The following is a 23,535-nucleotide window of genomic DNA, read 5'->3' as shown; positions in this document are numbered from 1 at the left end:
TGGACCGTACCCGGCCGGGCCCGACCGACAGTGAAGCCGGCGCGGCCCTAGTCCCCGCACCCGGAGGGTTCTTCCGTGCCGGCTGGAACGCTGTACCGCGGCCGGGAAGGTATGTGGTCCTGGGTGGCTCATCGAGTCACCGGCGTCCTCATCTTCTTCTTCCTGTTCGTTCACGTGCTGGACACCGCTCTCGTGCGTGTCTCCCCCGAGGACTACGACAAGGTCGTAGCCACGTACAAGACCCCGATCGTCGCGCTGCTGGAGTACGGCCTCGTGGCCGCCATCCTCTTCCACGCGCTCAACGGTCTGCGCGTCATCGCCGTCGACTTCTGGTCGAAGGGCCCGCGCTACCAGAAGCAGATGCTGTGGAGCGTCCTCGGCGTCTGGATCATCCTGATGGCCGGCGCCCTGTACCCGGTCCTCGGCCACGCCGCTCGTGTCCTGTTCGGGAGCTGACGCCGATGTCCACCTCTGAGATCAACCTGACGGGCTCCTCCGCGGACGCCGCCGAGGACGCCTACGCGCTCTCCCTCGACGCGCCGCGCTCGCGCACCCGTACCAAGAAGACCCCCCGGTCCACGCGGGGCAACTTCGAGATGGCCGCCTGGCTCTTCATGCGCCTGTCCGGCATCGTGCTGGTCGTCCTCGTCCTCGGCCACCTGCTGATCCAGCTCGTGCTGGACGGCGGTGTGTCCAAGATCGGCTTCGCCTTCGTGGCCGGCCGCTGGGCGTCGCCGTTCTGGCAGGTCTGGGACCTGGCGATGCTGTGGCTGGCGATGCTGCACGGCGCCAACGGCCTGCGCACGGTCATCAACGACTACGCGGAGCGCGTGAACACCCGCCTGTGGCTCAAGGGCCTGCTCTACACGGCCACGGTGTTCACCATCCTGCTGGGCACGCTGGTGATCTTCACCTTCGACCCGAACATCCGCTAGGCACGGGGCTGCGAGAATCATGAAGATCCACAAGTACGACACCGTCATCGTCGGCGCCGGTGGCGCGGGCATGCGCGCGGCCATCGAGTCCACCAAGCGCAGCCGCACCGCCGTGCTGACCAAGCTCTACCCCACCCGCTCCCACACGGGCGCCGCGCAGGGCGGCATGGCCGCCGCGCTGGCCAACGTGGAGGAGGACAACTGGGAGTGGCACACCTTCGACACGGTCAAGGGCGGTGACTATCTGGTCGACCAGGACGCCGCCGAGATCCTGGCGAAGGAGGCCATCGACGCCGTCCTCGACCTGGAGAAGATGGGCCTGCCGTTCAACCGGACGCCCGACGGGACGATCGACCAGCGCCGCTTCGGCGGTCACTCCCGCAACCACGGCGAGGCCCCGGTCCGCCGGTCCTGCTACGCGGCCGACCGCACCGGCCACATGATCCTCCAGACGCTGTACCAGAACTGCGTCAAGGAGGGCGTGGAGTTCTTCAACGAGTTCTACGTGCTGGACCAGCTCATCACCGAGGTCGACGGCGTCAAGACGTCCTCCGGCGTGGTGGCGTACGAGCTGGCCACCGGCGAGATCCACGTCTTCCAGGCGAAGTCCGTGATCTACGCGTCCGGCGGCACCGGCAAGTTCTTCAAGGTGACGTCCAACGCGCACACCCTGACCGGTGACGGCCAGGCCGCGTGCTTCCGCCGGGGCATCCCGCTGGAGGACATGGAGTTCTTCCAGTTCCACCCGACCGGCATCTGGCGCATGGGCATCCTGCTGACGGAGGGTGCCCGCGGTGAGGGCGGCATCCTGCGCAACAAGGACGGCGAGCGCTTCATGGAGAAGTACGCGCCGGTCATGAAGGACCTCGCGTCCCGTGACGTCGTCTCCCGCTCCATCTACACCGAGATCCGTGAGGGCCGCGGCTGCGGTCCCGAGGGCGACCACGTCTACCTCGACCTCACGCACCTCCCGCCGGAGCAGCTCGACGCGAAGCTCCCGGACATCACCGAGTTCGCGCGCACCTACCTGGGCATCGAGCCGTACACGGACCCGATCCCGATCCAGCCCACCGCGCACTACGCGATGGGCGGCATCCCGACCAACGTCGAGGGTGAGGTCCTGTCGGACAACACCACCGTCGTGCCGGGTCTGTACGCGGCCGGCGAGGTCGCCTGTGTCTCCGTGCACGGCGCCAACCGCCTGGGCACCAACTCGCTGCTGGACATCAACGTGTTCGGCCGTCGCGCGGGCATCGCCGCCGCCGACTACGCCCACACGGTGGACTTCGTCGAGCTGCCGGAGAACCCGGCCGCGATGGTCGTCGCGCAGATCGAGCGGCTGCGGGACGCCACGGGTACCGAGCGGGTGGCCGACATCCGCCGGGAGCTGCAGGAGACCATGGACGCCAACGTCATGGTGTTCCGCACCGAGCAGACGATCAAGACGGCGGTCGAGAAGATCGCCGAGCTGCGCGAGCGGTACCTCAACGTGTCGATCCAGGACAAGGGCAAGCGGTTCAACACCGACCTGCTGGAGGCCATCGAGCTGGGCAACCTGCTGGAGCTGGCCGAGGTCATGGCGATTTCCGCACTGGCCCGCAAGGAGTCCCGCGGCGGTCACTACCGCGAGGACTACCCGAACCGCGACGACGTCAACTTCATGCGTCACACGATGGCGTACCGCGAGGTGGGCGACGACGGCTCGGAGACCGTGCGTCTCGACTACAAGCCGGTCGTCCAGACCCGCTACCAGCCGATGGAGCGTAAGTACTGATGGCTACCCCTGTTCTGGACAAGGCCGAGGCGGCGTCCGCCGCGTCCCCCTACATCACGGTCACCCTCCGCATCCGCCGGTTCAACCCGGAGGTGTCGCCGGAGGTCCACTGGGAGGACTTCCAGCTGGAGATGGACCCCAAGGAGCGCGTCCTCGACGGGCTCAACAAGATCAAGTGGGACCTCGACGGCACGCTGACCTTCCGCCGTTCCTGCGCCCACGGCATCTGCGGGTCCGACGCGATGCGGATCAACGGCAAGAACCGCCTGGCCTGCAAGACGCTGATCAAGGACGTCAACCCGGGGAAGCCGATCACGGTCGAGCCCATCAAGGGCCTGACCGCGCTCAAGGACCTCGTGGTCGACATGGACCCGTTCTTCCAGGCGTACCGGGACGTCATGCCGTTCCTGGTCACCAACGACACGAACGAGCCGACCCGTGAGCGCCTGCAGTCCGCCGAGGACCGTGAGCGGTTCGACGACACCACGAAGTGCATCCTGTGCGCCGCGTGCACCTCGTCGTGCCCGGTGTTCTGGAACGACGGCCAGTACTTCGGCCCGGCCGCGATCGTGAACGCCCACCGCTTCATCTTCGACTCGCGCGACGATGCCGGTGAGCAGCGCCTGGAGATCCTCAACGACCGCGACGGCGTGTGGCGCTGCCGCACGACCTTCAACTGCACGGACGCCTGCCCGCGCGGTATCGAGGTCACGAAGGCGATCCAGGAAGTGAAGCGGGCACTGATCACGCGCCGCTTCTGAATCACCCCCACAAGGGCCCCGCTCCGATTCCGGAGCGGGGCCCTTTGGCGTCGTCGGACACGTTCGGGTGAAGGTGATTGATCGGGACGCAGTGGGGCGGTACGTCCTACGATGATGTTCTCGGCACCGGCCCCTGGGAGGCACCTCATGTCCGCAGCAGCCGTCGAGCAGCCTCACGGCGAGAGCGCGCTGATCGCGGAAGCCAACCGGCTCATGGAGCGTAATCCGGGCTACCGCGTCGAGATCATCGGAGGCCAGCTCCTCGTGTCCCCGCCCCCTGACGGTCCGCACGGCATCGCCCTGACCGACGTGATGGCTCCCTTCATGGCGGCCGGACTGCACGGCATCGAGTCGAAGGTCGTACAGGGCATCGGCCTCTGGCTGCCGACGGGCTCCGACGACTACGCGATCCCGGACCTCTCCCTGGTCGATGGCGACTATCGGGAGCACTACGTGAGCAACAACTGCTACGACCCCGTGTGCTTCCGCCTGGTCGTGGAGGTCACCTCCAGCAACTACCGCACCGACCTGCGCACCAAGGTCGCCGCCTACGCCGAGGCGAAGGTTCCGGTGTACGTCATCGTGGACCGGAAGCACGAACGGCTGCACGTGCTCTCCAGCCCCGTCGGAGACACCTACGAGAGCCACCGCCCCTATGCCCCCGGCGAACTCGTCGTCCTCCCCGACATCATCGGCGCGAAGGTCACCCTGGACGCGGCCGCGATCATCGAGGCAGGACGCCCTCAGCGTCCCTGAACCCCTTCGTGCCACCGCGCCGGGCCTGGCAGGATGTGGCTCCGCCAGAGATCGCGTGACACAGGGGGCCATCCGCATGAGCAAGCCGTACCCGCAGCCCGGTGGGAACCCGCAGTGGGGCCCCGGGCAGCCCCCGGCGACGCCCGGTTACGGCTATCCCGCGTACCCGCCGCCCGCCGGCTACGGCTTCCCGCAGCAGCCCCCCGCCCTGGGCGGAGCCCCGCTGCTGGCCCTCGGGGACATCACGGTGGTCGGCGATCAGATCTTCACCCCGGCAGGGACTCTGCCGCTGCGCGGTGCGATCTGGAACGCCACCGACCTCTCGCACACCGAGGAGAAGATCCCGCCGCACGCCATCGTGCTGGCGATCGTCTTCTTCGTCTTCTGCCTGCTCGGACTCTTCTTCCTCCTGATGAAGGAGAAGAAGACCACGGGCTACATCCAGGTCAGCGTGACCAGCGCGGGCCGGCACCACTCCACGATGATCCCGGCTCACCGGCAGGACGCCTTCCCGGCGGTCATGGCCCAGGTCGCCTACGCGCGCTCGCTGAGCGGGGTGTGACCGCCGGGCCCTCTCGGCCCAACGAGTGATCGCGGGACCTCCGTACGGGCGGCCCGCCCTGTCGAGGCGCGGAGCCGCCCTAGCCTGACGGGATGTCAGACGACGAAGCGCATGAGTTGCTGGGGTTCGACAACGTTGTACTGCCCGTGGGTGACGTCGGGGAGGCCGTCGCGTTCTACGAACGGGCCGGATTCACCGTGGGGTTCCGGTTCGATGAAGGCGGTATCGCGCTCCTGAGGGTCGGCGGGGAGACGCCCGGCATTCTGCTGCGGCTGGAGGACGGGCTCGGGCACCGGCCGCCCTCCTGGCCCGCGTCCCGGCTCTGGCTGGAGGTGCCGGACGCCCGCGCGGCGGCGCGGCGGCTGGCGGCGGTGGGGATCGAGCCGGTGGACGAGGCGATGTCCACGGCCACCGGGCGGACCGTGGAGTTCGCGGACCCGTGGGGCAACGTCTTCGGCCTCACCGACTACACCAAGCGCCCCGAACTCGCCCGCAGGGCTTGAGATCCAGACCTCACCCCGCTTGGTTGAACACGTTCAAAAACAGGTCTACAGTCATCCCTGTCAGCGTTTTGAACGCGTTCAAGAAGGGGTGGGGCATGGACCGCACCGTCATCGCCTACGTGATCTACCTGGCCGTCAGCATCGGGCTGACCGTCTGGGTCGCCCGCACGCTCAGCCGCAACGGCCGGGTCTTCCTGGCGGATGTGCTGCACGGCAACGAGAAGCTCGCGGACGCCGTCAACCACCTCCTGGTGGTCGGCTTCTACCTGGTCAACCTCGGCTTCGTGACGCTCTACCTGAGCGACGACGGCACCATCGAGGACACGAGGGGCATCTTCGAGACCCTCTCGGCCAAGCTCGGAGTGGTCCTGCTGGTCCTCGGCGCGATGCACCTCGGCAACGTCTTCGTGCTCAACAAGATCCGCCGGCGCGGCCTGATGGAGCGCGAGACGCAGCCGCCGGTCGCCCCGCAGGGCTGGGTCGCGCCGACGGCCGGAGCATGAGCGGGGCCGTGGACCGGGGCGTCACGAGCGCCCCGGTCCGGGGCCTGACGGTCCTCTACGACGCCGAGTGCGGTCTCTGCACCCACCTGCGCGACTGGCTGCTGCGGCAGCGGCAGCTGGTCCCGCTGGAGCTGGTGCCCGCCGGCTCGGCCGAGGCCCGGACCCGGTTCCCCGGCGTGGACCCGGCCGCGACGCTGGAGGAGGTCACCGTGATCGGGGACTCCGGCCAGGTGTACCGGGGTGCGGCGGCCTGGGTCGTGGTGCTGTGGGCGCTGCGCGAGCACCGCCCGCTGGCCCACCGGCTCAGCACCCCGGCCGGCGCCGTGCTGGCGCGGGGCGCGGTGCTGGCGGCGGCGAAGTACCGGGGCGCGCTGTGGAGCGGGCCGCCCGGCGGCGGACGGGGTGGCGGGGCCGCCCCGTACAGCCGTAAGGACGGCTGGCGGTACCTGCCCGACCAGGGCTGGGTGTACGACCCCCCGGCCTGCGCCGACGGCACCTGCCCCACTGGTTAGGCTCCCTACGTGCCCGCGAAGAACGACGGCCCCGAGGCCGGACCCCAGAGCAAGTCGGAACACACCCGCGCGCTGATCCTCGAGACGGCGATGCGGCTGTTCCAGGAGAACGGCTACGACAAGACCACGATGCGGGCCATCGCCAAGGAGGCCGGCGTCTCGGTCGGCAACGCCTACTACTACTTCGCGGGCAAGGAACACCTGATCCAGGGCTTCTACGACCGGATCGCCGCCGAGCACCAGGTGGCGGCCCGGTCGGTGCTGGAGACGGAGACCGACCTGGAGGCCCGGCTCGCCGGCGTGCTCACCGCGTGGCTGGACATCGCGGAGCCGTACCACGAGTTCGCCGTGCAGTTCTTCAAGAACGCGGCCGACCCGGACAGCCCGCTGAGCCCCTTCTCCGCCGAGAGCGAGCACGCCCGCGAACAGGCGATCAGCGTGCACCGCGAGGTGCTGAGGGGCTCCAGGTCCAAGGTCTCCCCCGAGCTGCGGGACGCCCTGCCCGAGTTGATGTGGCTCTCCCAGATGGGACTGGTCCTCTACTGGGTCTTCGACCGTACGGAGAACCGCGAGCGCAGCTACCGCCTGGCCCGGCGCGGCGCCCGCCTCACCGCCCGCGGTGTGGCCCTCTCCCGCTTCCGCGTCCTGCGCCCGCTGGTCCTGGAGGTGCACGAACTCTTCAACGACTTCCTGCCGGGGATGACGAAGGCCCTCCCGGCCCCGCGAAGCCGGAGCTGATCCGGCCGCGCGGCGCGGTCATTCCTGCACCGGCCGGGGGTACACGGTGGACACCCGAACACTTCGCACGAAAGTGGTGCCCCCCATGGCCGAGACCCAGGACGTCGTCGAGCTCATCCTCCAGGACCACCGCCGCATGGAGGACCTCTTCCGGCAGATGCGCAGCATCGAGGCCGACCGGGCCGCCGCGCTCAAGGAGTTCGCCGACCTGCTGGTCGCGCACGCGCTGGCGGAGGAGGACGAGGTCTATCCGGCCCTGAAGCGGTACCGGGACATCGACAACGAAGAGGTCGAGCACGGCGAGCACGAGCACGACGAGGGGAACCAGGCCCTCCTGGCCCTGCTGGAGGTCGAGGAGGTCGGCTCCGAGGAGTGGGACTCCAAGCTGGAGGAGCTGGTGGAGGCCATCACCCACCACACCGACGAGGAGGAGCGCACCATCCTCAACGGCGCCCGCGAGAACGTCCCGATGAAGCGCCGCGAGGAGCTGGGCGAGGCGTTCCTGGCGGACCGCGAACGCCACCTCAAGGACGAGCCCGGCTCGGTCGAGAACCTGCGCCGGATCGTCGGTTCCTCCGACTGAGTCAGCCGTGCAGGAGGTCCCGCATCTCCCAGGAGTGGCCAGGGTCGTGGCCGGCGAAGAGGCTGCACGCGTCGCCGTCCTCGGCGGGGGCCTCGCAGGGGGCCAGCCGGACGAAGTCGTACCGGTCCCCGTCCCACTGGACCCACAGCCGGGTGTCGCGGTCGATCTCGCCGAGGTGGTCGGCGTGGGGGCCGTCGTGGGTGGCCTCCAACTCACAGGTGACGTAAGTCAGTTCGTGTGGGGGTAACTCGGCGAGGTCCTCGCCGGTGACCTTCAGGTGCCGGGCCGGCTCGTCGCGGGGCGGGCGGCCCGGCTGGTTGCAGTGCCTCATGGCGCGATGAGCCGGCGATGGGAGTCCTGCAATCCCTGCGGCAACTCGTCCGGGTCGAACCACCGGGCCTCCACGATCTCGAAGTCGTCGATCTTCAGGGTTCCTCCGGTGAGGAGCGCCTCGTAGGCGACCTCCACGCGGAGTCGGTAGCCGCTGGTCAGGCGGACCAGACGGCCGGGCGTCACATCGAGCCCCGTCTCCTCCTTGACCTCGCGGACGACGGTGAGCGGGAACTCCTCGCCCCTCTTCGCGAACCCGGTGGGCAGCCCCCACGGCCGCCGCTCGGGCCACATCCGGTGCTTGAGGAGGAGCACCCGGCCGGCGTCGTCACGGACGACCCCGGTCACACCCACCATGAACGTGGCGTTCGCCAGCCACAGGACCCTCCACTGCACGGACCCCCGCAGGGCGTGCCACAGCCAGGCGACAACTCGCTTCATGACCAAGCCTTTCGCTTCGCTGAATCGCGGTACCCGGTCAGTAGAACCTGCGGCGCGGCTCACAGGTACTCACCCCTGCTCCGGGCGTTCGCGCGGGCGGTCAGGGCGCGTATGCGCTGCTCCGGGGGGGCCGGGCGGGCTTCCTCCGGGCGGACGGTCCACTCCGTCCCGCCGGCGACGGGCCGCAGCGACCAGAGGCCGGCCCATTCCCCGCGGAATTCCCCCACCCGGTCGTCCGCGTCCACCTCGGCACCGCCTGATCAACAGGGCCAACCGCCCGGCGCCCCTGCGTACTTCATCGCATGGTGGCAGGCCGGGCAGAGGCGGACGGGTAGAGCCGGTGTCCGCCGCGCGGCGTGTCGGAGGGACGTGTGCGTACCGGGACGGAAGGGTGTCCACCCCGACATACCACCTTGGAGAGCGAGCGATGCCCGAAGTCACCACCCCGTACCCGGCCGGCGCCCCCTGCTGGGTCGATCTGACGGCGCAGGACCAGCAGGCCGCGCTGGACTTCTACCGGGACCTGTTCGGCTGGCAGGGCGCGCCCGGCCCGGCCGAGTTCGGCGGGTACGCGGTCTGCGAGCTGCGCGGCAGGCCCGTCGCCGGTATCGGCCCGGCGGCGGCCCCGGAGGGCGTCCCGGAACCGCCCACCGTCTGGACCACCTACCTCGCCACCGGCGACGCGGTCGCCACCCAGGAGCGCATCATCGCCGCGGGCGGCGAGCCTTTCGCCCCGGCGATGGATGTCGGCGACCTCGGCCGGATGCTGGTCGCCACCGACCCGCAGGGCGCGGTGTTCGGCGTCTGGCAGCGGGGCGAGTTCACCGGCGCGGGCGTGGTCAACGAGCCCGGCGCCCTGACCTGGACCGAGCTGCACACCAGCGACGTGGACGGTGCCGCGGCCTTCTACGGTGACGTGTTCGGCATCGAGTTCTCGCCGATGGAGGGCAGCGACTCCTACTGGGAAGTGCGCGTGGGCGGCCTCACGGTCGGCGGCGTCACCCGTCTCGCCAACGACCCGCCCGGCACCCCGGCCCACTGGCTGACGTACTTCGCGGTCGACGACGTCGACTCCACGGTGGACGCCCTGGTCCGCCGCGACGGCACCGTCCTCGTCCCGCCGTTCGACATGTCCGCGGGCCGCATGACCGTGGTCGCCGACCCGCAGGGCGCGCCGTTCGCGATGATCAGGCCGGCCGGTTCGTGAGCCCGCGCTCCCCGGTGGGGCGGCCTCATCGAGGACCTGCGCATCGAGCCCTGACCGAGGCGGACCAAGGGGGCGGGAACATCCGGTCCCGTCGGCGAGGTTGACCGGTACGCCCGCCACGGGCCAAGCCGTATCTCGCAGGAGGACTCTTCATGACCGACCGGCCGTTGACGCTGATGGCAGTGCACGCCCACCCCGACGACGAGGCGACCGGGACCGGAGGGGTGCTCGCGCGGTATGCGGCGGAAGGCATCCGGACGGTGCTGGTGACCTGTACCGACGGCGGTTGCGGTGACGGGCCGGGGGGTGTGAAGCCGGGCGGCCCCGGACACGATCCCGCGGCGGTCGCCCGGATGCGCCGGGAGGAGCTGGAGGCGAGCTGCGAGGTCCTGAAGATCAGCGACCTGGAGATGCTCGACTACGCCGACTCCGGGATGGTGGGCTGGCCGAGCAACGACGCGCCCGGCTCCTTCTGGCGGACCCCCGTGGAGGAAGGCGCGGCTCGCCTCGCGGAGCTGATGCGGCACTACCGCCCCGATGTGGTCGTCACCTATGACGAGAACGGTTTCTACGGCCACCCCGACCACATCCAGGCCCATCGCATCACGATGGCCGCGCTGGAGCTGACCGACCTGACCCCCAAGGTCTACTGGACCACCGTCCCCCGCTCCCAGATGGCCCGCTTCGGCGAGGTCATGCGCGAGTTCGCGGAGGACATGCCGGAGCCCGACCCCGCCGAGGCCGCCGCCCTGGCCGAGATCGGCCTCCCCGACGACGAGATCACCACCTGGGTCGACACCACCCCCTACAGCGACCAGAAGTACGACGCCCTCGCCGCCCACGCCAGCCAGGGCGAGAACATCTTCTTCCTGAGGATGGGCAAGGAGCGCTTCGCCGAGCTGATGGGCACGGAGACCTTCCTCCGCGTCCAGGACCCCACGGGCGCCCCGACCCCGGAGACCGACCTGTTCGCCGGGCTCCGCTGAGCCGGGGTCCGGGAACGGTGCCGCCCGGGAACGTGGCCGGGCGGCCCCCTCGGCCGGGCCGCGTCGGCTATGCCTCGCGGGAGGCCAGCTCGATCACCGTGATGTCCGACGGTGCCCACACGCGGGTCGGCGGGCCCCAGGCGCCCGCGCCGCGGCTGACGTAAAGCTGGGTGTCGCCGTAGCGGTCGAGGCCGGCCACGGTCGGGTTGGCCGCCTTGGCGATCAGGTTGCCGGGCCAGAGCTGGCCGCCGTGGGTGTGGCCGGAGAGCTGGAGGTCCACGGAGTAGCGGACGGCTTCGTGGACCTGGACCGGCTGGTGCGCCATGAGGACGCAGGCGCGGGAGGGGTCGCGGTCGCCCAGGGCTTTCCGGAAGTCCGGGCCGTGGCCCTCGCTCTCGCCCTGGAGGTCGTTGACCCCGGCCAGGTCGAAGTACGGCAGTTCCGTGCGGGCGTTCTCCAGGGGGCGCATGCCCAGGGTGCGGACCTCGTCCAGCCACTGGGCGGCACCGGAGAAGTACTCGTGGTTTCCGGTGACGAAGTAGGTGCCCAGGCGGGACTCCAGCCCCGCCAGCGGTGCCGCCGCCGGACCCAGGTTCTTCACGCTGCCGTCCACCAGGTCGCCGACGACCGCGATCAGGTCCGGCTGGGTCGAGTTGATCGTATCGACCACCGTCTGCGCGAAGTTCCGCCCCAGCACCGGGCCCAGATGGATGTCGCTGACCACCGCGATCCGGAAGCCGTGCGCCGAGCGCGGGAGCCTGGCCAGGGGGACGGTCAGCCGCTTCACGCGCGGGCCGCGCAGCACCCCGTAGGTGCCCCAGCCCGTCGTGCCCAGCGCCACCGCGGCCGCCGTGCCCCCGGCGACGCGGGAGACGAAGACGCGGCGGGAGAGGGCGGAGGCGGCGAGCGCCGTGGCCGGCGGCCCTTCGGACGGTTCTGCCGGGGCCGGGGCCGGGGCCGGGGGCGCGGGCGCCTCGTCAGCCCGCACGGACGGCTCTGTCGGGGGCGCGGGTGCCCGCTCAGCCCGCACGGACTCCGCCCGGGACGTCGGCGCGTCGTCAGCCGCCCCGGCCCGCTCCGCCGGAGGCATCCGCACACCGCCCAGCCCCGCCAGCACCGCCTCCCGGGTCGCCCGGCGCGCCCGGCGGGCCGCCCACACCCGCACCGGCTCCGTGGCCACCGTCGCCAGCAGCAGGTAGAGCGCGAGGGCCATCCACAGGAACCCGGGCCAGGCCAGGGCCTGTTGGAGCCAGAAGGGCGCGCCGGAGCGTTCCGCGACCAGGGCGGCGATCATCAGCACCGGGGCGGCGACGAAGAGCACCGTGCCCGCGCGCCGGGCCGGGCCGCGCGGGCGGGTGGTGTCGCGGATCAGGCGGGACCAGACGTACCGGTGCAGGCCCGCGACGAGGGCCAGCACGGCCAGGGCGACGAGCGCGAAGACGATGACCACCCGGCGTGTCTCCTATGACGTCCGACGCAGTGCGCGCAGTCCGCGCAACCCGATGACCCCGACGACCGTCCCCAGTACGAAGGACACGACCGCCAGCGTCAGGTGCACCCAGAAGTAGGCCGTGGGATGCCCGTCGTCGAAGGCGAGACCGCTGCCGTCCGCAATCAGGTTTTTAACGAAAGTGACCCAGATGACCCAGCTCCACACCCCGAAGGCGAGCAGGAACCAGGAGACCGGGCGGCTGAGCTTCATGAGTCCAGTATCACCGCCCGCGATCCGGCTCCATGGCCGGGGTGGAGCGGGAGGCGGGACTTCACAGCCCGTGGCAGGTACGTTCTCGATCGTGTCCGCACCGAAGAAGATCGCTCAGCGATCCTTGTTGATCACGTCCGCCGCACTGCTGACCGTCTCCGGCCTCGCCCCGTCAGCCTTCGCCGCACCCAAGCCGTCCGGCAGTCCCACGGCCGCTCCCCCGGCCCGCATGTCCCAGGTCGGCGGTGCCCGCCTCGGCGTGCCCGGTACGCAGGTGAACCTCGCCGCGGGCGTCCCCGTGCTGCCGGGGGGCCTGACCGCCCGCTCCTGGATCGTCACCGACGCGGAGAGCGGCGACGTGCTCGCCTCGCACAACGCGCACTGGCGGCTCCCCCCGGCGAGCACCCTGAAGATGCTGTTCGCGGACACCGTGCTGCCCCGCTTCCCCAGCGACCAGCGCCACCGGGTGGCGCCCACCGACCTCGCCGGGATCGGCGCCGGGTCCAGCATGGTCGGGATAAAGGAGAACGAGACCTACACCGTCCACGACCTGTGGCTCGGTGTCTTCCTGCGCTCCGGCAACGACGCCGTCCACGTCCTCTCCGCGATGAACGGCGGTGTCCCGCAGACCGTCAGGGACATGCAGGCCCACGCCGACGCCCTCCAGGCCGGCGACACCCACGTGGTCAGCCCCGACGGCTACGACGCCCCCAGGCAGTACTCCTCGGCGTACGACCTCACCCTGTTCGCCCGCTCCGGGCTCCAGAAGAAGGACTTCCGGGAGTACTGCTCCACCGTGCGCGCCAAGTTCCCCGGCGCCACCACGCAGAAGGGCAAGGGCAAGGGCACCCGCGAGACCTTCGAGATCCAGAACACCAACCGGCTGCTGAGCGGGGACGCGGACACGTCCGTCTACCCGGGCATCGCCGGGGTCAAGAACGGCAACACCACCAACGCGGGCGCCACCTTCACCGGGGTCGCCGAGCGCGGCGGCAAGGTGCTGCTGGTCACCGTGATGAACCCGGAGAAGCACGAGCACGACGAGGTCTACAAGGAGACCGCCCGGCTCTTCGACTGGGGCTTCAAGGCGGCCGGCAAGGTCAAGCCGGTCGGCGTGCTCGTCCCGCCGCTGAACGCCACCCCGAGCGCACGGCCGAGCGGCGCGCCCAGCGCGGACGTCACCGGCGCCGCGCAGGGCACCGCGGGCGCCGGGTCGGAGCCGGTGAAGGGCGCCGCCGCCGCCACGCGGAGCGGCGGTTCGCGGGGCGCGGGTACCGCGGTGGCCATCGCGGCCGGGCTGCTGGTGCTGCTCGCCGGCGGGGCGTTCCTGGTCAATCGCCGCTGGCCGCTGCCTGATCTGATGCGTCGTCGGCAGCGTCCGTGACCTTGCCCTCGTCGCTGCGCGTCGCCGTCCAGGCGGCACAGTAGAGGATCAGCTTCGAGGTGAAGTTGATCCACAGCAGCAGGGCGACGGGGACACCGAAGGCGCCGTACACGCTCTTCGCGGCGACGCCCTGGATGTAGCCGCTCAGCAGCAGCTTGAGGAGTTCGAAGCCGACCGCGCCGAGCAGGGCCGCCACCAGCAGGCGGCGGCGCGGCGGTTCGACGCCGGGCAGCAGGCTCAGCACGTACAGCAGCACCAGGAAGTCGGCGAGGACGGCGACGGCGAACGCGGCGACCCGCAGCAGTACGGTGCCCCAGCTGTGCTCGTCGAGCCCTATCGCCGACGCCAGCCGGCCGATCGCGGCCGAGGCGAGGGTGGAGGCGGCCAGAGTCACCAGCAGAGCGCCGCCGAGACCGATCAGCACCCCGGCGTCCTTGAGCTTCAGCACGATCGGGTTGCCGTCCCGCTCGGGCAGCTCCCATACCGCGCGCAGGCAGTCCCGGACCTGGCCGACCCAGCCGATACCGGTGAACAGCAGCGCGGCGCCGGCGATCAGCCCGACCGTGCCCGCGTTCTGCACCAGCCCGTTCAGGTCGAGCTGGTCGGCGAGGCCGGGGAACTGGGCGGCGATGTTCTTCTCGACCGTCTTCTGCCGGGCCGGGTCGAGCGTGGCCGCGGCGACCGCCGCGGCCACGGTCAGCAGCGGGAACAGGGCGATGAAGCTGACGAACGTCATGGCCGCGGCGAGCCACGTCCAGTTCACCCGGTCCAGGCGCGCGTACGAGCGCCACGCGTGCGTGGTCACGAGCCAGGTCACGATCGGCCCGATGCCGGGCAGCTTCTTCAGCCAGTCCATGATCCGCCTCTGCCCTTTTCGCGGGAACTCCATGTGCCGGTACCCCGGATGGCGCCCGCCCCCCCTCGTCGGCCCCTCGGCGCGTCGCACTAATCACCCATTGCGGGGAGCCCGGTGCCGCCGTGCGGCCACCCTCCCATACGCGGGCGATACGGTCACCCGCATGTCTGCTGTCTGCGGTCCTCCCCAGTCCCTGCTCGTCCTCGGCGGCACGTCGGAGATCGCGCTGGCCACCGCGCGCCGCCTCGTCGCCCGCCGCACCCGCACCGTATGGCTCGCGGGCCGCCCCGGCCCGGCCCTCGACCGCGCGGCCGGCCGCCTGGCCGCGCTCGGCGCCGACGTCCGTACGGTCGCCTTCGACGCGCTGGACCCGGAGTCCCACGAGACGGTGCTCGGCAAGGTGTTCGCCGAGGGCGCCGTCGACATGGTGCTGCTCGCCTTCGGGGTCCTCGGGGACCAGGCACAGGACGAGCGGGAGCCGCTGCGCGCGGTCCGGGTCGCCGCCACCAACTACACCGGCGCGGTCTCCGCCGGCCTGGTCGCCGCCCGCGCCCTCCAGGACCAGGGCCACGGCTCGCTGGTGGTCCTCTCCTCGGTGGCCGCCGAACGCGCCCGCCGCTCGGACTTCATCTACGGCTCCAGCAAGGCCGGCCTGGACACCTTCGCGCAGGGCCTCGGCGACGCGCTGTACGGGACGGGCGTGCACGTGATGGTCGTACGCCCCGGCTTCGTCCGTACCGGCAAGACCGCCCATCTGGCGCCCGGACCGCTCTCCACCACCCCGGAGCTGGTGGCCGCGGCCGTCGAACTGGGCCTGCGCAGGGGCTCGGAGACGGTGTGGGTGCCCGGCGCGCTGCGCCCGGTGATGTCACTGCTGCGGCACGCGCCGCGTGCCCTGTTCCGCCGGCTGCCGCTCTGAACGGCAGGCGCTCAGCGGCTCGCGATGGGGTCGCGTTCGGCGGGACCGCCCTGGCTGGGCACGACGTTGGCGCCGAAGGGGTAGTCGCGCAGCTTGCGCCACACCCCGTCCGCGCCCTGCTCGTACAGCGCGAACCCGGCGCACGGCCAGGCCGCCTCGAACCCGGCCAGTTCCTCGAAGGCGCGGTCCATCGCCGCCTCCTCGATGCCGTGCGCCACGGTGACGTGCGGGTGGTACGGGAACTGCAGCTCGCGCGGCACCGGCCCGGCCGGGTCCCGCACCTGCTGCTGGAGCTCCGTGCATTCCTCGGCGCCCTGCTCGATCCGGACGTAGACCACGGGCGAGAGCGGGCGGAAGGTGCCGGTGCCGGACAGCCGCATCGGGAAGGGGCGTCCGGCCGCGGCGACCTCGGCGAGGTGGGCGTCGACGGCGGCGAGGTCCGACTCCTCGACCTCGGTCGGCGGCAGCAGGGTGACGTGCGTGGGGATGCTGAGCGCGGCGGCATCGCCGAAGCCCGCGCGCCGCTGCTGGAGCAGGCTGCCGTGAGGCTCCGGGACCGCGATCGACACGCCGATCGTTACGATCCCCACGTCGTCTCCTGTCGTCGCGTTTCTGTTCTGTGGGCCGTCCTCGCGTACGGCCGTCGGCTATCGACTGTACGGCCACGGGTGTCCGCAGGGCAGGCGCAACGGAAGTGATGTACGGCGCTCTGCCCTACCGGACACGCGTGCGGGTCGCACATCCGGGGGCGGCTGTGCGCCCCCGGACGCCCGGTCCGTGCCGGTCAGTGCCGGTCAGTGCTTCGCCGGCAGGAACCCGACCCGGTCGTAGGCCAGGGCCAGGGTCTCGGCGGCCACCGCGCGGGCCTTCTCGGCGCCCTTGGCGAGGATCGAGTCCAGCGTCTCGGTGTCCTCCAGGTACTGCTGGGTGCGCTCCCGGAAGGGGGTGACGAAGGCGACCATGATCTCGGCGAGGTCGGTCTTGAGGGCGCCGTACATCTTGCCCTCATAACTCCGCTCCAGGTCCGCGACCGGCGTGCCGGTGAGGGTGGAGTGGATGGTGAGCAGGTTGCTCACGCCGGGCTTGTTCTCCCGGTCGAAGCGGATCACCGTGTCGGTGTCGGTGACCGCGCTCTTCACCTTCTTCGCCGTCGTCTTCGGGTCGTCCAGCAGGCTGACGACACCCTTGGGGGAGGCCGCCGACTTGCTCATCTTGACCGCCGGGTCCTGGAGGTCGTAGATCTTCGCCGTCTCCTTGAGGATGTACGGCCTGGGGCTGACGAAGGTCTCGCCGAAGCGGCCGTTGAAGCGGTCGGCGAGGTCGCGGGTCAGCTCGACGTGCTGGCGCTGGTCCTCCCCGACCGGCACCTCGTCCGCGTTGTACAGCAGGATGTCCGCGACCTGGAGGATCGGGTACGTGAAGAGGCCGACGCTGGCCCGGTCGGCGCCCTGCTTGGCGGCCTTGTCCTTGAACTGGGTCATGCGCGAGGCCTCGCCGAAGCCGGTGAGGCAGTTCATGACCCAGGCGAGCTGGGCGTGCTCGGGGACGTGGCTCTGCACGAAGAGGGTGCAGCGGTCGGGGTCCAGCCCGGCCGCGAGGAGCTGGGCCGCGGCGAGGCGGGTGTTGGCGCGGAGGTCCTTCGGGTCCTGCGGGAGCGTGATCGCGTGCAGGTCGACGACCATGTAGAACGCGTCGTGCGTCTCCTGGAGGGCCACCCACTGGCGGACGGCACCGAGGTAGTTGCCGAGGTGGAACGAGCCCGCGGTGGGCTGGATTCCGGAGAGTACGCGGGGCTTCTTTTCAGCGGTGGGCTTTTCAGCGGGGGCCATGGTGCCCATTCTTCCAGAGGTGGAGGCGGGTCCAGTGCCTGGTACCGCGTCCGCAGGAGAAGGACAGCGGCGGAAGGACGGCTCAGGAGGCGGACGGCTCGGTCTCCCCCGCGAAGACGATGACCTGGTCGATGAGGCTCCGCCGCAGATGGACGACGTCCGTTCCGGCCAGGCGGGGGCCTCCGTCGGGCGTGGTGAAGACCCACCGGTACCGGGCCCACTCGTCAGGCATGTCCACCGCTGAGGAGCGCACCATCGTGCCGGTCCCCGCCGGGTGGCGCCGGATGTCCAGCACGAACTGCTCGACCGCCGCGATTCCCTCGCTGCGGCCCAGCGGCCCCCAGAAGACCACGTCCGAGGTCAGGGCCTGGGAGAGCAGGGCCGTCACAGAGGTGTCGTCCGAGGCGTTGAACGCGGAGATGAACGTGTCGATCGCGGAGCGTGCGGTCTCTTCCTGCATGCCCCAGTAATACCAGCCGTTCCGCCCTGGTTGGGGGGTTGTTCGGGGCGCGGGTGACCGCGGCGGCGTCGTGGCCGGTCGCGCGGTTCCCCGCGCCCCTCAGGCGCTCAGCCGAGGTCGATCTCCGGGTACAGCGGGAAGGCCGCCACCAGGTCCGTCGCCCGCTGCGCGATCTCGTCCGCCGTCTTCCCGTCCAGGACGTGCTGGGCCTTGGAGGGGGCGCCGGACTTCGTGGTGCCGGGTTCCGTGGCCGTCAGGACGCGGTCGATCAGGCCGGCCACCTCGTCCATCTCGGCCGTGCCCAGACCGCGGGTGGTCAGGGCGGGGGTGCCGACGCGGATGCCGGAGGTGTACCAGGCGCCGTTGGGGTCGGCGGGGATGGCGTTGCGGTTGGTGACGATGCCGGAGTCCAGCAGGGCGGCCTCGGCCTGGCGGCCGGTGAGGCCGTAGGAGGCGGCGACGTCGATCAGGTTGAGGTGGTTGTCGGTGCCGCCGGTGACGAGGGTGGCGCCGCGCTTCATCAGGCCCTCGGCGAGCGCGCGGGAGTTGTCGACGACGCGCTGGGCGTAGTCCTGGAAGGAGGGGCGGCGGGCCTCGGCAAGGGCGACCGCCTTGGCGGCCATGACGTGCGGGAGCGGGCCGCCGAGCACCATCGGGCAGCCCCGGTCGACCTGGTCCTTGAGGGAGTCGTCGCACAGGACCATGCCGCCGCGCGGGCCGCGCAGCGACTTGTGGGTGGTGGTGGTGACGATCTGGGCGTGCGGCACCGGGTCGAAGTCGCCGGTGAGCACCTTGCCCGCGACCAGACCGGCGAAGTGCGCCATGTCGACCATGAGGGTCGCGCCGACCTCGTCCGCGATCTCCCGCATGATCCGGAAGTTCACCAGGCGCGGATAGGCGGAGTAGCCGGCGACCAGGATCAGCGGCCGGAACTCGCGGGCCTGGGCGCGCAGGGCCTCGTAGTCGATCAGGCCGGTGGCCGGGTCGGTGCCGTAGGAGCGCTGGTCGAACATCTTGCCGCTGATGTTGGGACGGAAGCCGTGGGTGAGGTGGCCGCCCGCGTCCAGGGACATGCCGAGCATGCGCTGGTTGCCGAACGCCTGGCGCAGCTCGGCCCAGTCGGCCTCGGACAGCTCGTTGATCTGGCGGGCGCCGGTCTTCTGGAGGAAGGGCACCTCGACCCGGTCGGCGAGGACGGCCCAGAAGGCGACCAGGTTGGCGTCGATGCCGGAGTGCGGCTGGACGTAGGCGTGCCGGGCGCCGAAGAGTTCGCGGGCGTGCTCGGCGGCGAGGGACTCGACGGTGTCGACGTTGCGGCAGCCGGCGTAGAAGCGGCGGCCGACGGTGCCCTCGGCGTACTTGTCGCTGAACCAGTTGCCCATCGCCAGCAGGGTGGCCGGGGAGGCGTAGTTCTCGGAGGCGATCAGCTTGAGCATGTCGCGCTGGTCGTGGACCTCCTGGCCGATCGCGTCGGCGACGCGGGGCTCGACCGCGCGGATGACGTCGAGCGCGGCGCGGTAGGCGGTGGTCTCGGCGGAGCCGGACGGGGTGGGGTTCTCGGGCATGGGGGCCTCCGGACAGGGCGTCGGTGTGTCGTCGTGTTCGGTTCGGCCCAGGCGCACGGCACTGACTCCCGGGCCGCTCCCCGATGGTCCATCCCATCCCAGCGCGCCAGTCACGGCCCACGACCAGCCTACCGGCCGCGGGTGAGGGGCGCGGGCCGGTCCGAGGAGCGGACGGGTGCAGGGGGCGGCCCGGCCGGCGGGACACCCCCTAGAGGATCACGTGCGGCAGGAAGCGGGCGTAGGAGTCGGTGATCAGGCCCGAGGACTCGCGGATGCCGAGCCCGGCCGCCTCGTCGCCGACGACCCAGGCGCCGAGGACGACGTGGTTGCCGTCGAAGACGGGGAGCGGGGCGAGGGCCTGGTAGCAGCAGGTCTCCTCGGGTGCCGGCGGGGCCGGGCTGCCGGGCGGGTGCAGGGTGACGCCCTCGCCCTCGCGGCCGAGCAGCGGCTTGGCGGCGTAGCCGGTCGTGGCGGCCAGCTCGCGGGGGCCGTCCAGGTAGGCCGGGAGGAGGTTGGGGTGGCCCGGGTACAGCTCCCAGAGGACGGCCAGCAGGGCCTTGTTGCTGAGCAGCATCTTCCAGGCGGGCTCGATCCACAGGGTGCTGCCGGTACCGCCGCCGTTGTCCAGGGTGTCCAGGACGTGCCCGGCGAACTCGTCGGTGGTGAGCCACTCCCACGGGTATAGCTTGAAGATCGCCCGGATGAACTTCAGCCCGTTGTCCACGAAGCGGCCGGAGAGGGTGTCCCAGCCGATCTCCTCCATGGCGAGCCAGTCGGTGGCGAGCCCGGCCTGCTCGGCGGTCTCCTTGAGGTAGGCGACCGTCATCAGGTCCTCGCCGAGTTCGTCGGCCGAGGAGTGCGCGAAGTGCAGCGGTGCGCCCGGCGGGAGGAGCTTCGCCTGCCGGCGCCAGGTGTCCACCAGGCGCTCGTGCAGCGAGTTCCACTGGTCGGCGCCGGGGAAGCGCTCCTCCATCCAGAACCACTGCGCGGACGCGGCCTCCACCAGCGAGGTCGGGGTGTCCGCGTTGTACTCCAGCATCTTCGCCGGGCCGGTGCCGTCGTAGTGCAGGTCGAACCTGCCGTACACGGACGGGAGTTCGGCGCGCCGGTGCCAGGACTCGGTGACGGCGGCGGCGACCCGCGGGTCGGTGATGCCGAGGTCGGCGAGTCGGCCGTGCCGCACCAGGTGCCCGGCGGCGGCCAGGCACATGGCGTGCAGTTCCTCGACGGTCTCCTCCAGCGCCTCCACCTCGGGCAGCGAGAAGACGTAGTGGGCGCTCTCGTCCCAGTAGGGACGCAGGGAGCCGTCGGGGTGGCGGGTGAGCGGGTAGACGATCCCCTGTTCCTCGACGGTGCGCTGCCAGTCGGGGCGGGGCGTGATCGTACGGCGTTCCATCGCTGCGGCCCGGCCGGTCAGCCGCCGGAGCTGCCGTGGCCGCCGCCGAAGCCGCCCCGGTGCACGCTGTGGCTGTCGTCGTCGCCCGAACGGCCGGAACCGCCGCCGGACTTGCGGGGCGGGGTGAAGGAGCCGCTGCGGACCCAGGAGCCCTTCTTCTTGCCGCCGTAGTAGTAGGCGCCGTCGGTGGACGTGGCGGACTTGCAGTTCTTGTCGGAGACCACGTGGTAGCCCTTGCCCACGGTGTAGCTGTCGCGGTCCACGCAGCGCTTGTCCGGGTCGGACGAGGAGCATGCGGTGAGGGCGGCAGCGAGCAGCCCCATGCCGCCCAGAACGACTGTGGTGGAGCGCAGTTGTGCGCGGGTGTCGGCCATTTTCTCTTTCCCCCGTCGGTGGTCCGTTCGGCAGTCAGCCTAGAGATCGGTGTGAGTTTCCGGCAGGGCGCCCCCGCGTACGCCCGTTCCCCTACAGTCGCTTTGTGCTTTTTGGAATGGTGTGCGCGCTCGGTGCGGCGGTCTGCTTCGGTACGGCCACGGTGTTTCAGGCGGTGGCCGCGCGGGCGGCAGCAGGACGGGGCGGCGGGGAGGCGGCGCTGCTGCTGCGGGCGGTACGGCAGTGGCGGTACGCGGCGGGGCTCGCCCTCGACGGACTCGGCTTCGTGTTCCAGATCCTGGCGCTGCGCTCGGTGCCGATCTACGCCGTGGGCGCCGCGCTGGCCGCGAGCCTCGCGGTGACGGCGGTGGTCGCGGCTCGGCTGCTCGGGGTACGCCTGAGCGGGCCGGAGTGGACGGCGGTCGGCGTGGTGTGCGCGGGGCTCGCGCTGCTCGGGCTGGCCTCGGGTGCGGAGGGCGACCGCGGCGGCCCGGCCTGGCTGCCGTACGCGCTGCTCGCGACGGCGGCGGGGGTGGCGCTGCTCGGCGCGGTGGGCGGCCGGCTCCCGGAACGGCCGCGCGCGCTGCTCCTCGGGCTCGGCGCGGGGTGCGGCTTCGGGGTGGTGGAGGTGGCGGTCCGCCTGGTCGGCTCCCTTCGCCCGTACGCCCTGCTGACCGACCCGTCCCTGTACGCGCTGCTCCTCGGCGGCGGTGCCGCCTTCCTGCTCCTGACCTCGGCGCTGCGGCGCGGCTCGGTCACCACGGCCACGGCCGGGATGGTCCTGGGCGAGACCCTGGGCCCGGCGGCGGTGGGCGTGCTCTGGCTGGGCGACCGCACGCGGGTGGGGCTCGGCCCGCTCGCGGTGCTGGGGTTCGTCGTGGCGGTGGCGGGGGCGCTGGCGCTGGCGCGGTTCGGGGAGGCGCCGGGGGCGGAGGCCGGGGATTCCGGCCCGGCCGCCGCCCGGGAAGGCGTGGGCACCGCGTCCGTGGGCTGACCCGCGCGGGAAGGGCGCCGGCCTCGCGCACCGCACCCGCGCGGGGTCACGGCAGTGCCCGGCACAGGGCCTCCAGGACGGTCGGCCAGGTGCTGTCCGGTGGGGTGCCGTAGCCGACGACGAGCGCCTCCAGGGGTTCGGCGACGGCCAGTCGGTGCCGGTAGAAGGCGAGACCGTGCAGCGCGAGTCCCTGCCAGTGCGCGGCCCGCACGACCGCCTGCTCGGTGCCGGGCGGCAGCCGCAGCACCGCGTGCAGCCCGGCCGCGATCCCGGTGACCGTCACCTCCGGCGCCCGGTCGGCGACGGCGGCGGCCAGCTGGTCCCGGCGGCGCCGGTAGCGCTGCCGGACGGCCCGCACATGGCGGTCGTACGCGCCCGAGGTGAGGAATTCGGCCAGCGTGAGCTGGTCCAGCACCCCGACGGTGTCGGCGTGCCCCTTGGCCTCCGTCAGCTCCGCCAGCAGCGCCGGGGGCACCACCATCCAGCCCAGGCGGAGTCCGGGGGCGAGGGACTTGCTGGCGGTGCCGAGGTAGACCACATGCTCGGGATCGAGGCCCTGGAGGGCGCCGACGGGCTGGCGGTCGTAGCGGAACTCGCCGTCGTAGTCGTCCTCCAGGATCAGTCCGCCGGTCCGCCGGGCCCAGTCGACGACGGCCGCCCGCCGGTCGGGATGCAGCGGGGTGCCCATGGGGAACTGGTGGGCGGGGGTGAGGAGTACGGCGCCCTCCGCGCCCAGTCGCCGCGTGTCGGTGCCGAGTTCCCCGTACGGCAGCGCGGTGGTCGTCAGGCCCGCTCCGGCGAGCAGGTCGTGGTGCACGTAGAGGCCGTACGACTCGACCGCGACCGTGCGGGCGCCCCGGCCGCGCAGCACGGTGCCGAGGAGGCGGAGGGCGTGCGAGAACCCCGCCGTAATCAGCACCGAGTCGGGGTCGGCGCGGACGCCCCGGACGCGTGCGAGGTAGCCGGCGACGGCGGCGCGCAGTTCGGGGCGGCCGCGCGGATCGCCGTAGCCCAGCGCGTCGTTGGGGGCGCGGGTCAGGGCGCGGCGGGCGGCCCTGAGCCACTCGGTGCGGGGGAAGGCGGCGAGGTCGGGGGTGCCGGGGACCAGGCTGTGCGCGGGGCGGCCCGGCGTGCGGCGCCGGACGGGCGTGCCCGCCGTCGCGGCCGCCGGTACGGCCCGCTCGGCGACGCGGGTGCCGGAGCCCTGGCGAGCGGTGAGCCAGCCCTCGGCGACCAGGTCGGCGTACGCCTCGGCGACGGTGTTGCGGGCGATGCCGAGGTCCGCCGCCAGGGTGCGGGAGGACGGCAGCCGGGTGCCGGGGGCGAGCCGGCCGGTGCGCACGGCGTCGCGCAGCGCGTCGGTGAGACCCCGGCGCAGACCGCTGCTCCCGGCCGGTTCGAGGTGGAGGTCGATCCCCAGATTGGCCCATGATTCCGCCATGGGAATGGACCATACTCCTGGGCTGC

28 protein-coding genes, 1 pseudogene and 1 riboswitch are annotated in these 23,535 nt (G+C 71.8%); of the genes and pseudogenes, 16 read left to right on the top strand and 13 right to left on the bottom strand.

Annotated features, from left to right (window positions below; translation table 11 throughout):
• Window positions 1–75: 75 nt before the first annotated feature.
• The 11 genes and pseudogenes from sdhC (at window position 76) to EV284_RS07650 (ending at window position 7,627) form a co-directional block, all read left to right on the top strand.
• On the top strand, window positions 76–456 hold the full coding sequence (gene sdhC / locus EV284_RS07700) for a succinate dehydrogenase, cytochrome b556 subunit (RefSeq protein WP_037774792.1): 381 nt from the start codon (window positions 76–78) through the stop codon (window positions 454–456).
• Between the two features lie 98 nt (window positions 457–554).
• Window positions 555–935: pseudogene (locus tag EV284_RS07695) on the top strand (succinate dehydrogenase hydrophobic membrane anchor subunit); the annotation flags it as partial.
• A gap of 19 nt (window positions 936–954) precedes the next feature.
• Window positions 955–2,709, top strand: a complete 1,755-nt coding sequence (sdhA, locus tag EV284_RS07690) for a succinate dehydrogenase flavoprotein subunit (protein ID WP_130331653.1) — start codon at window positions 955–957, stop codon at window positions 2,707–2,709.
• Window positions 2,709–3,470, top strand: coding sequence for a succinate dehydrogenase iron-sulfur subunit (locus tag EV284_RS07685; RefSeq protein WP_130331651.1), 762 nt, complete (start codon window positions 2,709–2,711; stop codon window positions 3,468–3,470). Before sdhA ends, EV284_RS07685 begins: the two co-directional genes overlap by 1 nt.
• 147 nt (window positions 3,471–3,617) lie before the next feature.
• A complete protein-coding gene (locus EV284_RS07680; protein WP_130331649.1) occupies window positions 3,618–4,226 on the top strand; it encodes a Uma2 family endonuclease in 609 nt (202 codons plus the stop codon).
• A 76-nt stretch (window positions 4,227–4,302) separates the two neighbouring features.
• Window positions 4,303–4,788 carry a hypothetical protein gene (locus tag EV284_RS07675; protein WP_130331647.1) on the top strand — a complete coding sequence of 162 codons (486 nt, stop codon included), beginning with the start codon at window positions 4,303–4,305 and terminating at the stop codon, window positions 4,786–4,788.
• 92 nt (window positions 4,789–4,880) lie between these two features.
• The gene (locus EV284_RS07670; protein ID WP_130331645.1) at window positions 4,881–5,291 is read left to right on the top strand and encodes a VOC family protein; all 411 of its coding nucleotides are present in this window, start codon (window positions 4,881–4,883) and stop codon (window positions 5,289–5,291) included.
• 95 nt (window positions 5,292–5,386) lie between these two features.
• On the top strand, window positions 5,387–5,794 hold the full coding sequence (locus tag EV284_RS07665) for a hypothetical protein (protein ID WP_130331643.1): 408 nt from the start codon (window positions 5,387–5,389) through the stop codon (window positions 5,792–5,794).
• Window positions 5,791–6,306: a DUF393 domain-containing protein gene (locus EV284_RS07660; RefSeq protein ID WP_130331641.1), complete on the top strand. Its 516-nt coding sequence runs from the start codon at window positions 5,791–5,793 to the stop codon at window positions 6,304–6,306. The genes EV284_RS07665 and EV284_RS07660 overlap by 4 nt, the downstream gene beginning before the upstream one ends.
• A gap of 9 nt (window positions 6,307–6,315) precedes the next feature.
• Window positions 6,316–7,044 carry a TetR family transcriptional regulator gene (locus EV284_RS07655; RefSeq protein WP_130331639.1) on the top strand — a complete coding sequence of 243 codons (729 nt, stop codon included), beginning with the start codon at window positions 6,316–6,318 and terminating at the stop codon, window positions 7,042–7,044.
• An 85-nt stretch (window positions 7,045–7,129) separates the two neighbouring features.
• Window positions 7,130–7,627 carry a hemerythrin domain-containing protein gene (locus EV284_RS07650; RefSeq protein WP_130331637.1) on the top strand — a complete coding sequence of 166 codons (498 nt, stop codon included), beginning with the start codon at window positions 7,130–7,132 and terminating at the stop codon, window positions 7,625–7,627.
• Between the two features lies 1 nt (window position 7,628).
• On the opposite strand, the gene EV284_RS07645 is transcribed toward EV284_RS07650, so the two are convergent.
• The 3 genes from EV284_RS07645 to EV284_RS07635 are packed head-to-tail and all read right to left on the bottom strand — an operon-like array spanning window position 7,629 to window position 8,643.
• Window positions 7,629–7,958: a hypothetical protein gene (locus EV284_RS07645; RefSeq protein ID WP_130331635.1), complete on the bottom strand. Its 330-nt coding sequence runs from the start codon at window positions 7,956–7,958 to the stop codon at window positions 7,629–7,631.
• The gene (locus EV284_RS07640) at window positions 7,955–8,398 is read right to left on the bottom strand and encodes an NUDIX domain-containing protein (protein ID WP_130331633.1); all 444 of its coding nucleotides are present in this window, start codon (window positions 8,396–8,398) and stop codon (window positions 7,955–7,957) included. Before EV284_RS07640 ends, EV284_RS07645 begins: the two co-directional genes overlap by 4 nt.
• A gap of 59 nt (window positions 8,399–8,457) precedes the next feature.
• Window positions 8,458–8,643, bottom strand: a complete 186-nt coding sequence (locus EV284_RS07635; protein WP_130331631.1) for a hypothetical protein — start codon at window positions 8,641–8,643, stop codon at window positions 8,458–8,460.
• A gap of 182 nt (window positions 8,644–8,825) precedes the next feature.
• Here EV284_RS07635 and EV284_RS07630 point away from each other — a divergent pair, with 182 nt between their 5' ends.
• Entirely contained in the window at window positions 8,826–9,605 is a 780-nt protein-coding gene (locus EV284_RS07630; RefSeq protein ID WP_130331629.1) for a VOC family protein, read from the top strand.
• 152 nt (window positions 9,606–9,757) lie between these two features.
• Window positions 9,758–10,591 carry a PIG-L family deacetylase gene (locus tag EV284_RS07625; RefSeq protein WP_130331627.1) on the top strand — a complete coding sequence of 278 codons (834 nt, stop codon included), beginning with the start codon at window positions 9,758–9,760 and terminating at the stop codon, window positions 10,589–10,591.
• 67 nt (window positions 10,592–10,658) lie between these two features.
• On the opposite strand, the gene EV284_RS07620 is transcribed toward EV284_RS07625, so the two are convergent.
• Window positions 10,659–12,041: a metallophosphoesterase gene (locus EV284_RS07620; RefSeq protein ID WP_130331625.1), complete on the bottom strand. Its 1,383-nt coding sequence runs from the start codon at window positions 12,039–12,041 to the stop codon at window positions 10,659–10,661.
• A gap of 12 nt (window positions 12,042–12,053) precedes the next feature.
• Window positions 12,054–12,293 carry a hypothetical protein gene (locus EV284_RS07615; protein ID WP_130331623.1) on the bottom strand — a complete coding sequence of 80 codons (240 nt, stop codon included), beginning with the start codon at window positions 12,291–12,293 and terminating at the stop codon, window positions 12,054–12,056.
• Window positions 12,294–12,384: 91 nt separating this feature from the next.
• On the opposite strand from EV284_RS07615, the gene EV284_RS07610 reads away from it, so the two are divergent.
• Window positions 12,385–13,677, top strand: coding sequence for a D-alanyl-D-alanine carboxypeptidase (locus EV284_RS07610; RefSeq protein ID WP_242625621.1), 1,293 nt, complete (start codon window positions 12,385–12,387; stop codon window positions 13,675–13,677).
• Here EV284_RS07610 and EV284_RS07605 read toward each other — a convergent pair.
• Window positions 13,625–14,533: a YihY/virulence factor BrkB family protein gene (locus EV284_RS07605; protein ID WP_130331619.1), complete on the bottom strand. Its 909-nt coding sequence runs from the start codon at window positions 14,531–14,533 to the stop codon at window positions 13,625–13,627. The two genes, EV284_RS07610 and EV284_RS07605, sit on opposite strands and share 53 nt — an antisense overlap.
• A gap of 163 nt (window positions 14,534–14,696) precedes the next feature.
• Between EV284_RS07605 and EV284_RS07600 the strand changes: the two genes are divergently transcribed.
• Window positions 14,697–15,452: a decaprenylphospho-beta-D-erythro-pentofuranosid-2-ulose 2-reductase gene (locus tag EV284_RS07600; RefSeq protein ID WP_130331617.1), complete on the top strand. Its 756-nt coding sequence runs from the start codon at window positions 14,697–14,699 to the stop codon at window positions 15,450–15,452.
• 11 nt (window positions 15,453–15,463) lie between these two features.
• Here EV284_RS07600 and EV284_RS07595 read toward each other — a convergent pair whose 3' ends face one another.
• The 6 genes from EV284_RS07595 to EV284_RS07570 all read right to left on the bottom strand — a co-directional run bounded on the left by EV284_RS07595 (window position 15,464) and on the right by EV284_RS07570 (window position 21,076).
• Window positions 15,464–16,042, bottom strand: coding sequence for a 2'-5' RNA ligase family protein (locus tag EV284_RS07595; RefSeq protein ID WP_130331615.1), 579 nt, complete (start codon window positions 16,040–16,042; stop codon window positions 15,464–15,466).
• A 204-nt stretch (window positions 16,043–16,246) separates the two neighbouring features.
• A complete protein-coding gene (gene trpS / locus EV284_RS07590) occupies window positions 16,247–17,281 on the bottom strand; it encodes a tryptophan--tRNA ligase (RefSeq protein ID WP_130331613.1) in 1,035 nt (344 codons plus the stop codon).
• 82 nt (window positions 17,282–17,363) lie between these two features.
• Entirely contained in the window at window positions 17,364–17,741 is a 378-nt protein-coding gene (locus tag EV284_RS07585; protein WP_130331611.1) for a nuclear transport factor 2 family protein, read from the bottom strand.
• A gap of 107 nt (window positions 17,742–17,848) precedes the next feature.
• A complete protein-coding gene (locus tag EV284_RS07580; RefSeq protein ID WP_130331609.1) occupies window positions 17,849–19,306 on the bottom strand; it encodes a glycine hydroxymethyltransferase in 1,458 nt (485 codons plus the stop codon).
• 38 nt (window positions 19,307–19,344) lie between these two features.
• Window positions 19,345–19,430, bottom strand: a riboswitch (ZMP/ZTP riboswitch).
• 84 nt (window positions 19,431–19,514) lie between these two features.
• The gene (locus tag EV284_RS07575; protein WP_130331607.1) at window positions 19,515–20,702 is read right to left on the bottom strand and encodes a glutathionylspermidine synthase family protein; all 1,188 of its coding nucleotides are present in this window, start codon (window positions 20,700–20,702) and stop codon (window positions 19,515–19,517) included.
• A 17-nt stretch (window positions 20,703–20,719) separates the two neighbouring features.
• Window positions 20,720–21,076 carry a hypothetical protein gene (locus EV284_RS07570; RefSeq protein ID WP_130331605.1) on the bottom strand — a complete coding sequence of 119 codons (357 nt, stop codon included), beginning with the start codon at window positions 21,074–21,076 and terminating at the stop codon, window positions 20,720–20,722.
• A gap of 116 nt (window positions 21,077–21,192) precedes the next feature.
• Between EV284_RS07570 and EV284_RS07565 the strand changes: the two genes are divergently transcribed.
• Window positions 21,193–22,068 carry a hypothetical protein gene (locus EV284_RS07565; RefSeq protein WP_130332934.1) on the top strand — a complete coding sequence of 292 codons (876 nt, stop codon included), beginning with the start codon at window positions 21,193–21,195 and terminating at the stop codon, window positions 22,066–22,068.
• Window positions 22,069–22,114: 46 nt separating this feature from the next.
• Here EV284_RS07565 and EV284_RS07560 read toward each other — a convergent pair whose 3' ends face one another.
• Complete coding sequence (locus tag EV284_RS07560) at window positions 22,115–23,509, bottom strand: PLP-dependent aminotransferase family protein (RefSeq protein WP_130331603.1); 1,395 nt, start codon at window positions 23,507–23,509, stop codon at window positions 22,115–22,117.
• Window positions 23,510–23,535 lie beyond the last annotated feature (26 nt).

The organism is Streptomyces sp. BK022 (genome assembly GCF_004217355.1).
In the GTDB taxonomy this organism is placed as follows: Bacteria; Actinomycetota; Actinomycetes; order Streptomycetales; family Streptomycetaceae; genus Streptomyces; species Streptomyces griseoluteus.
This window is presented reverse-complemented; position numbering and strand designations above follow the sequence as displayed.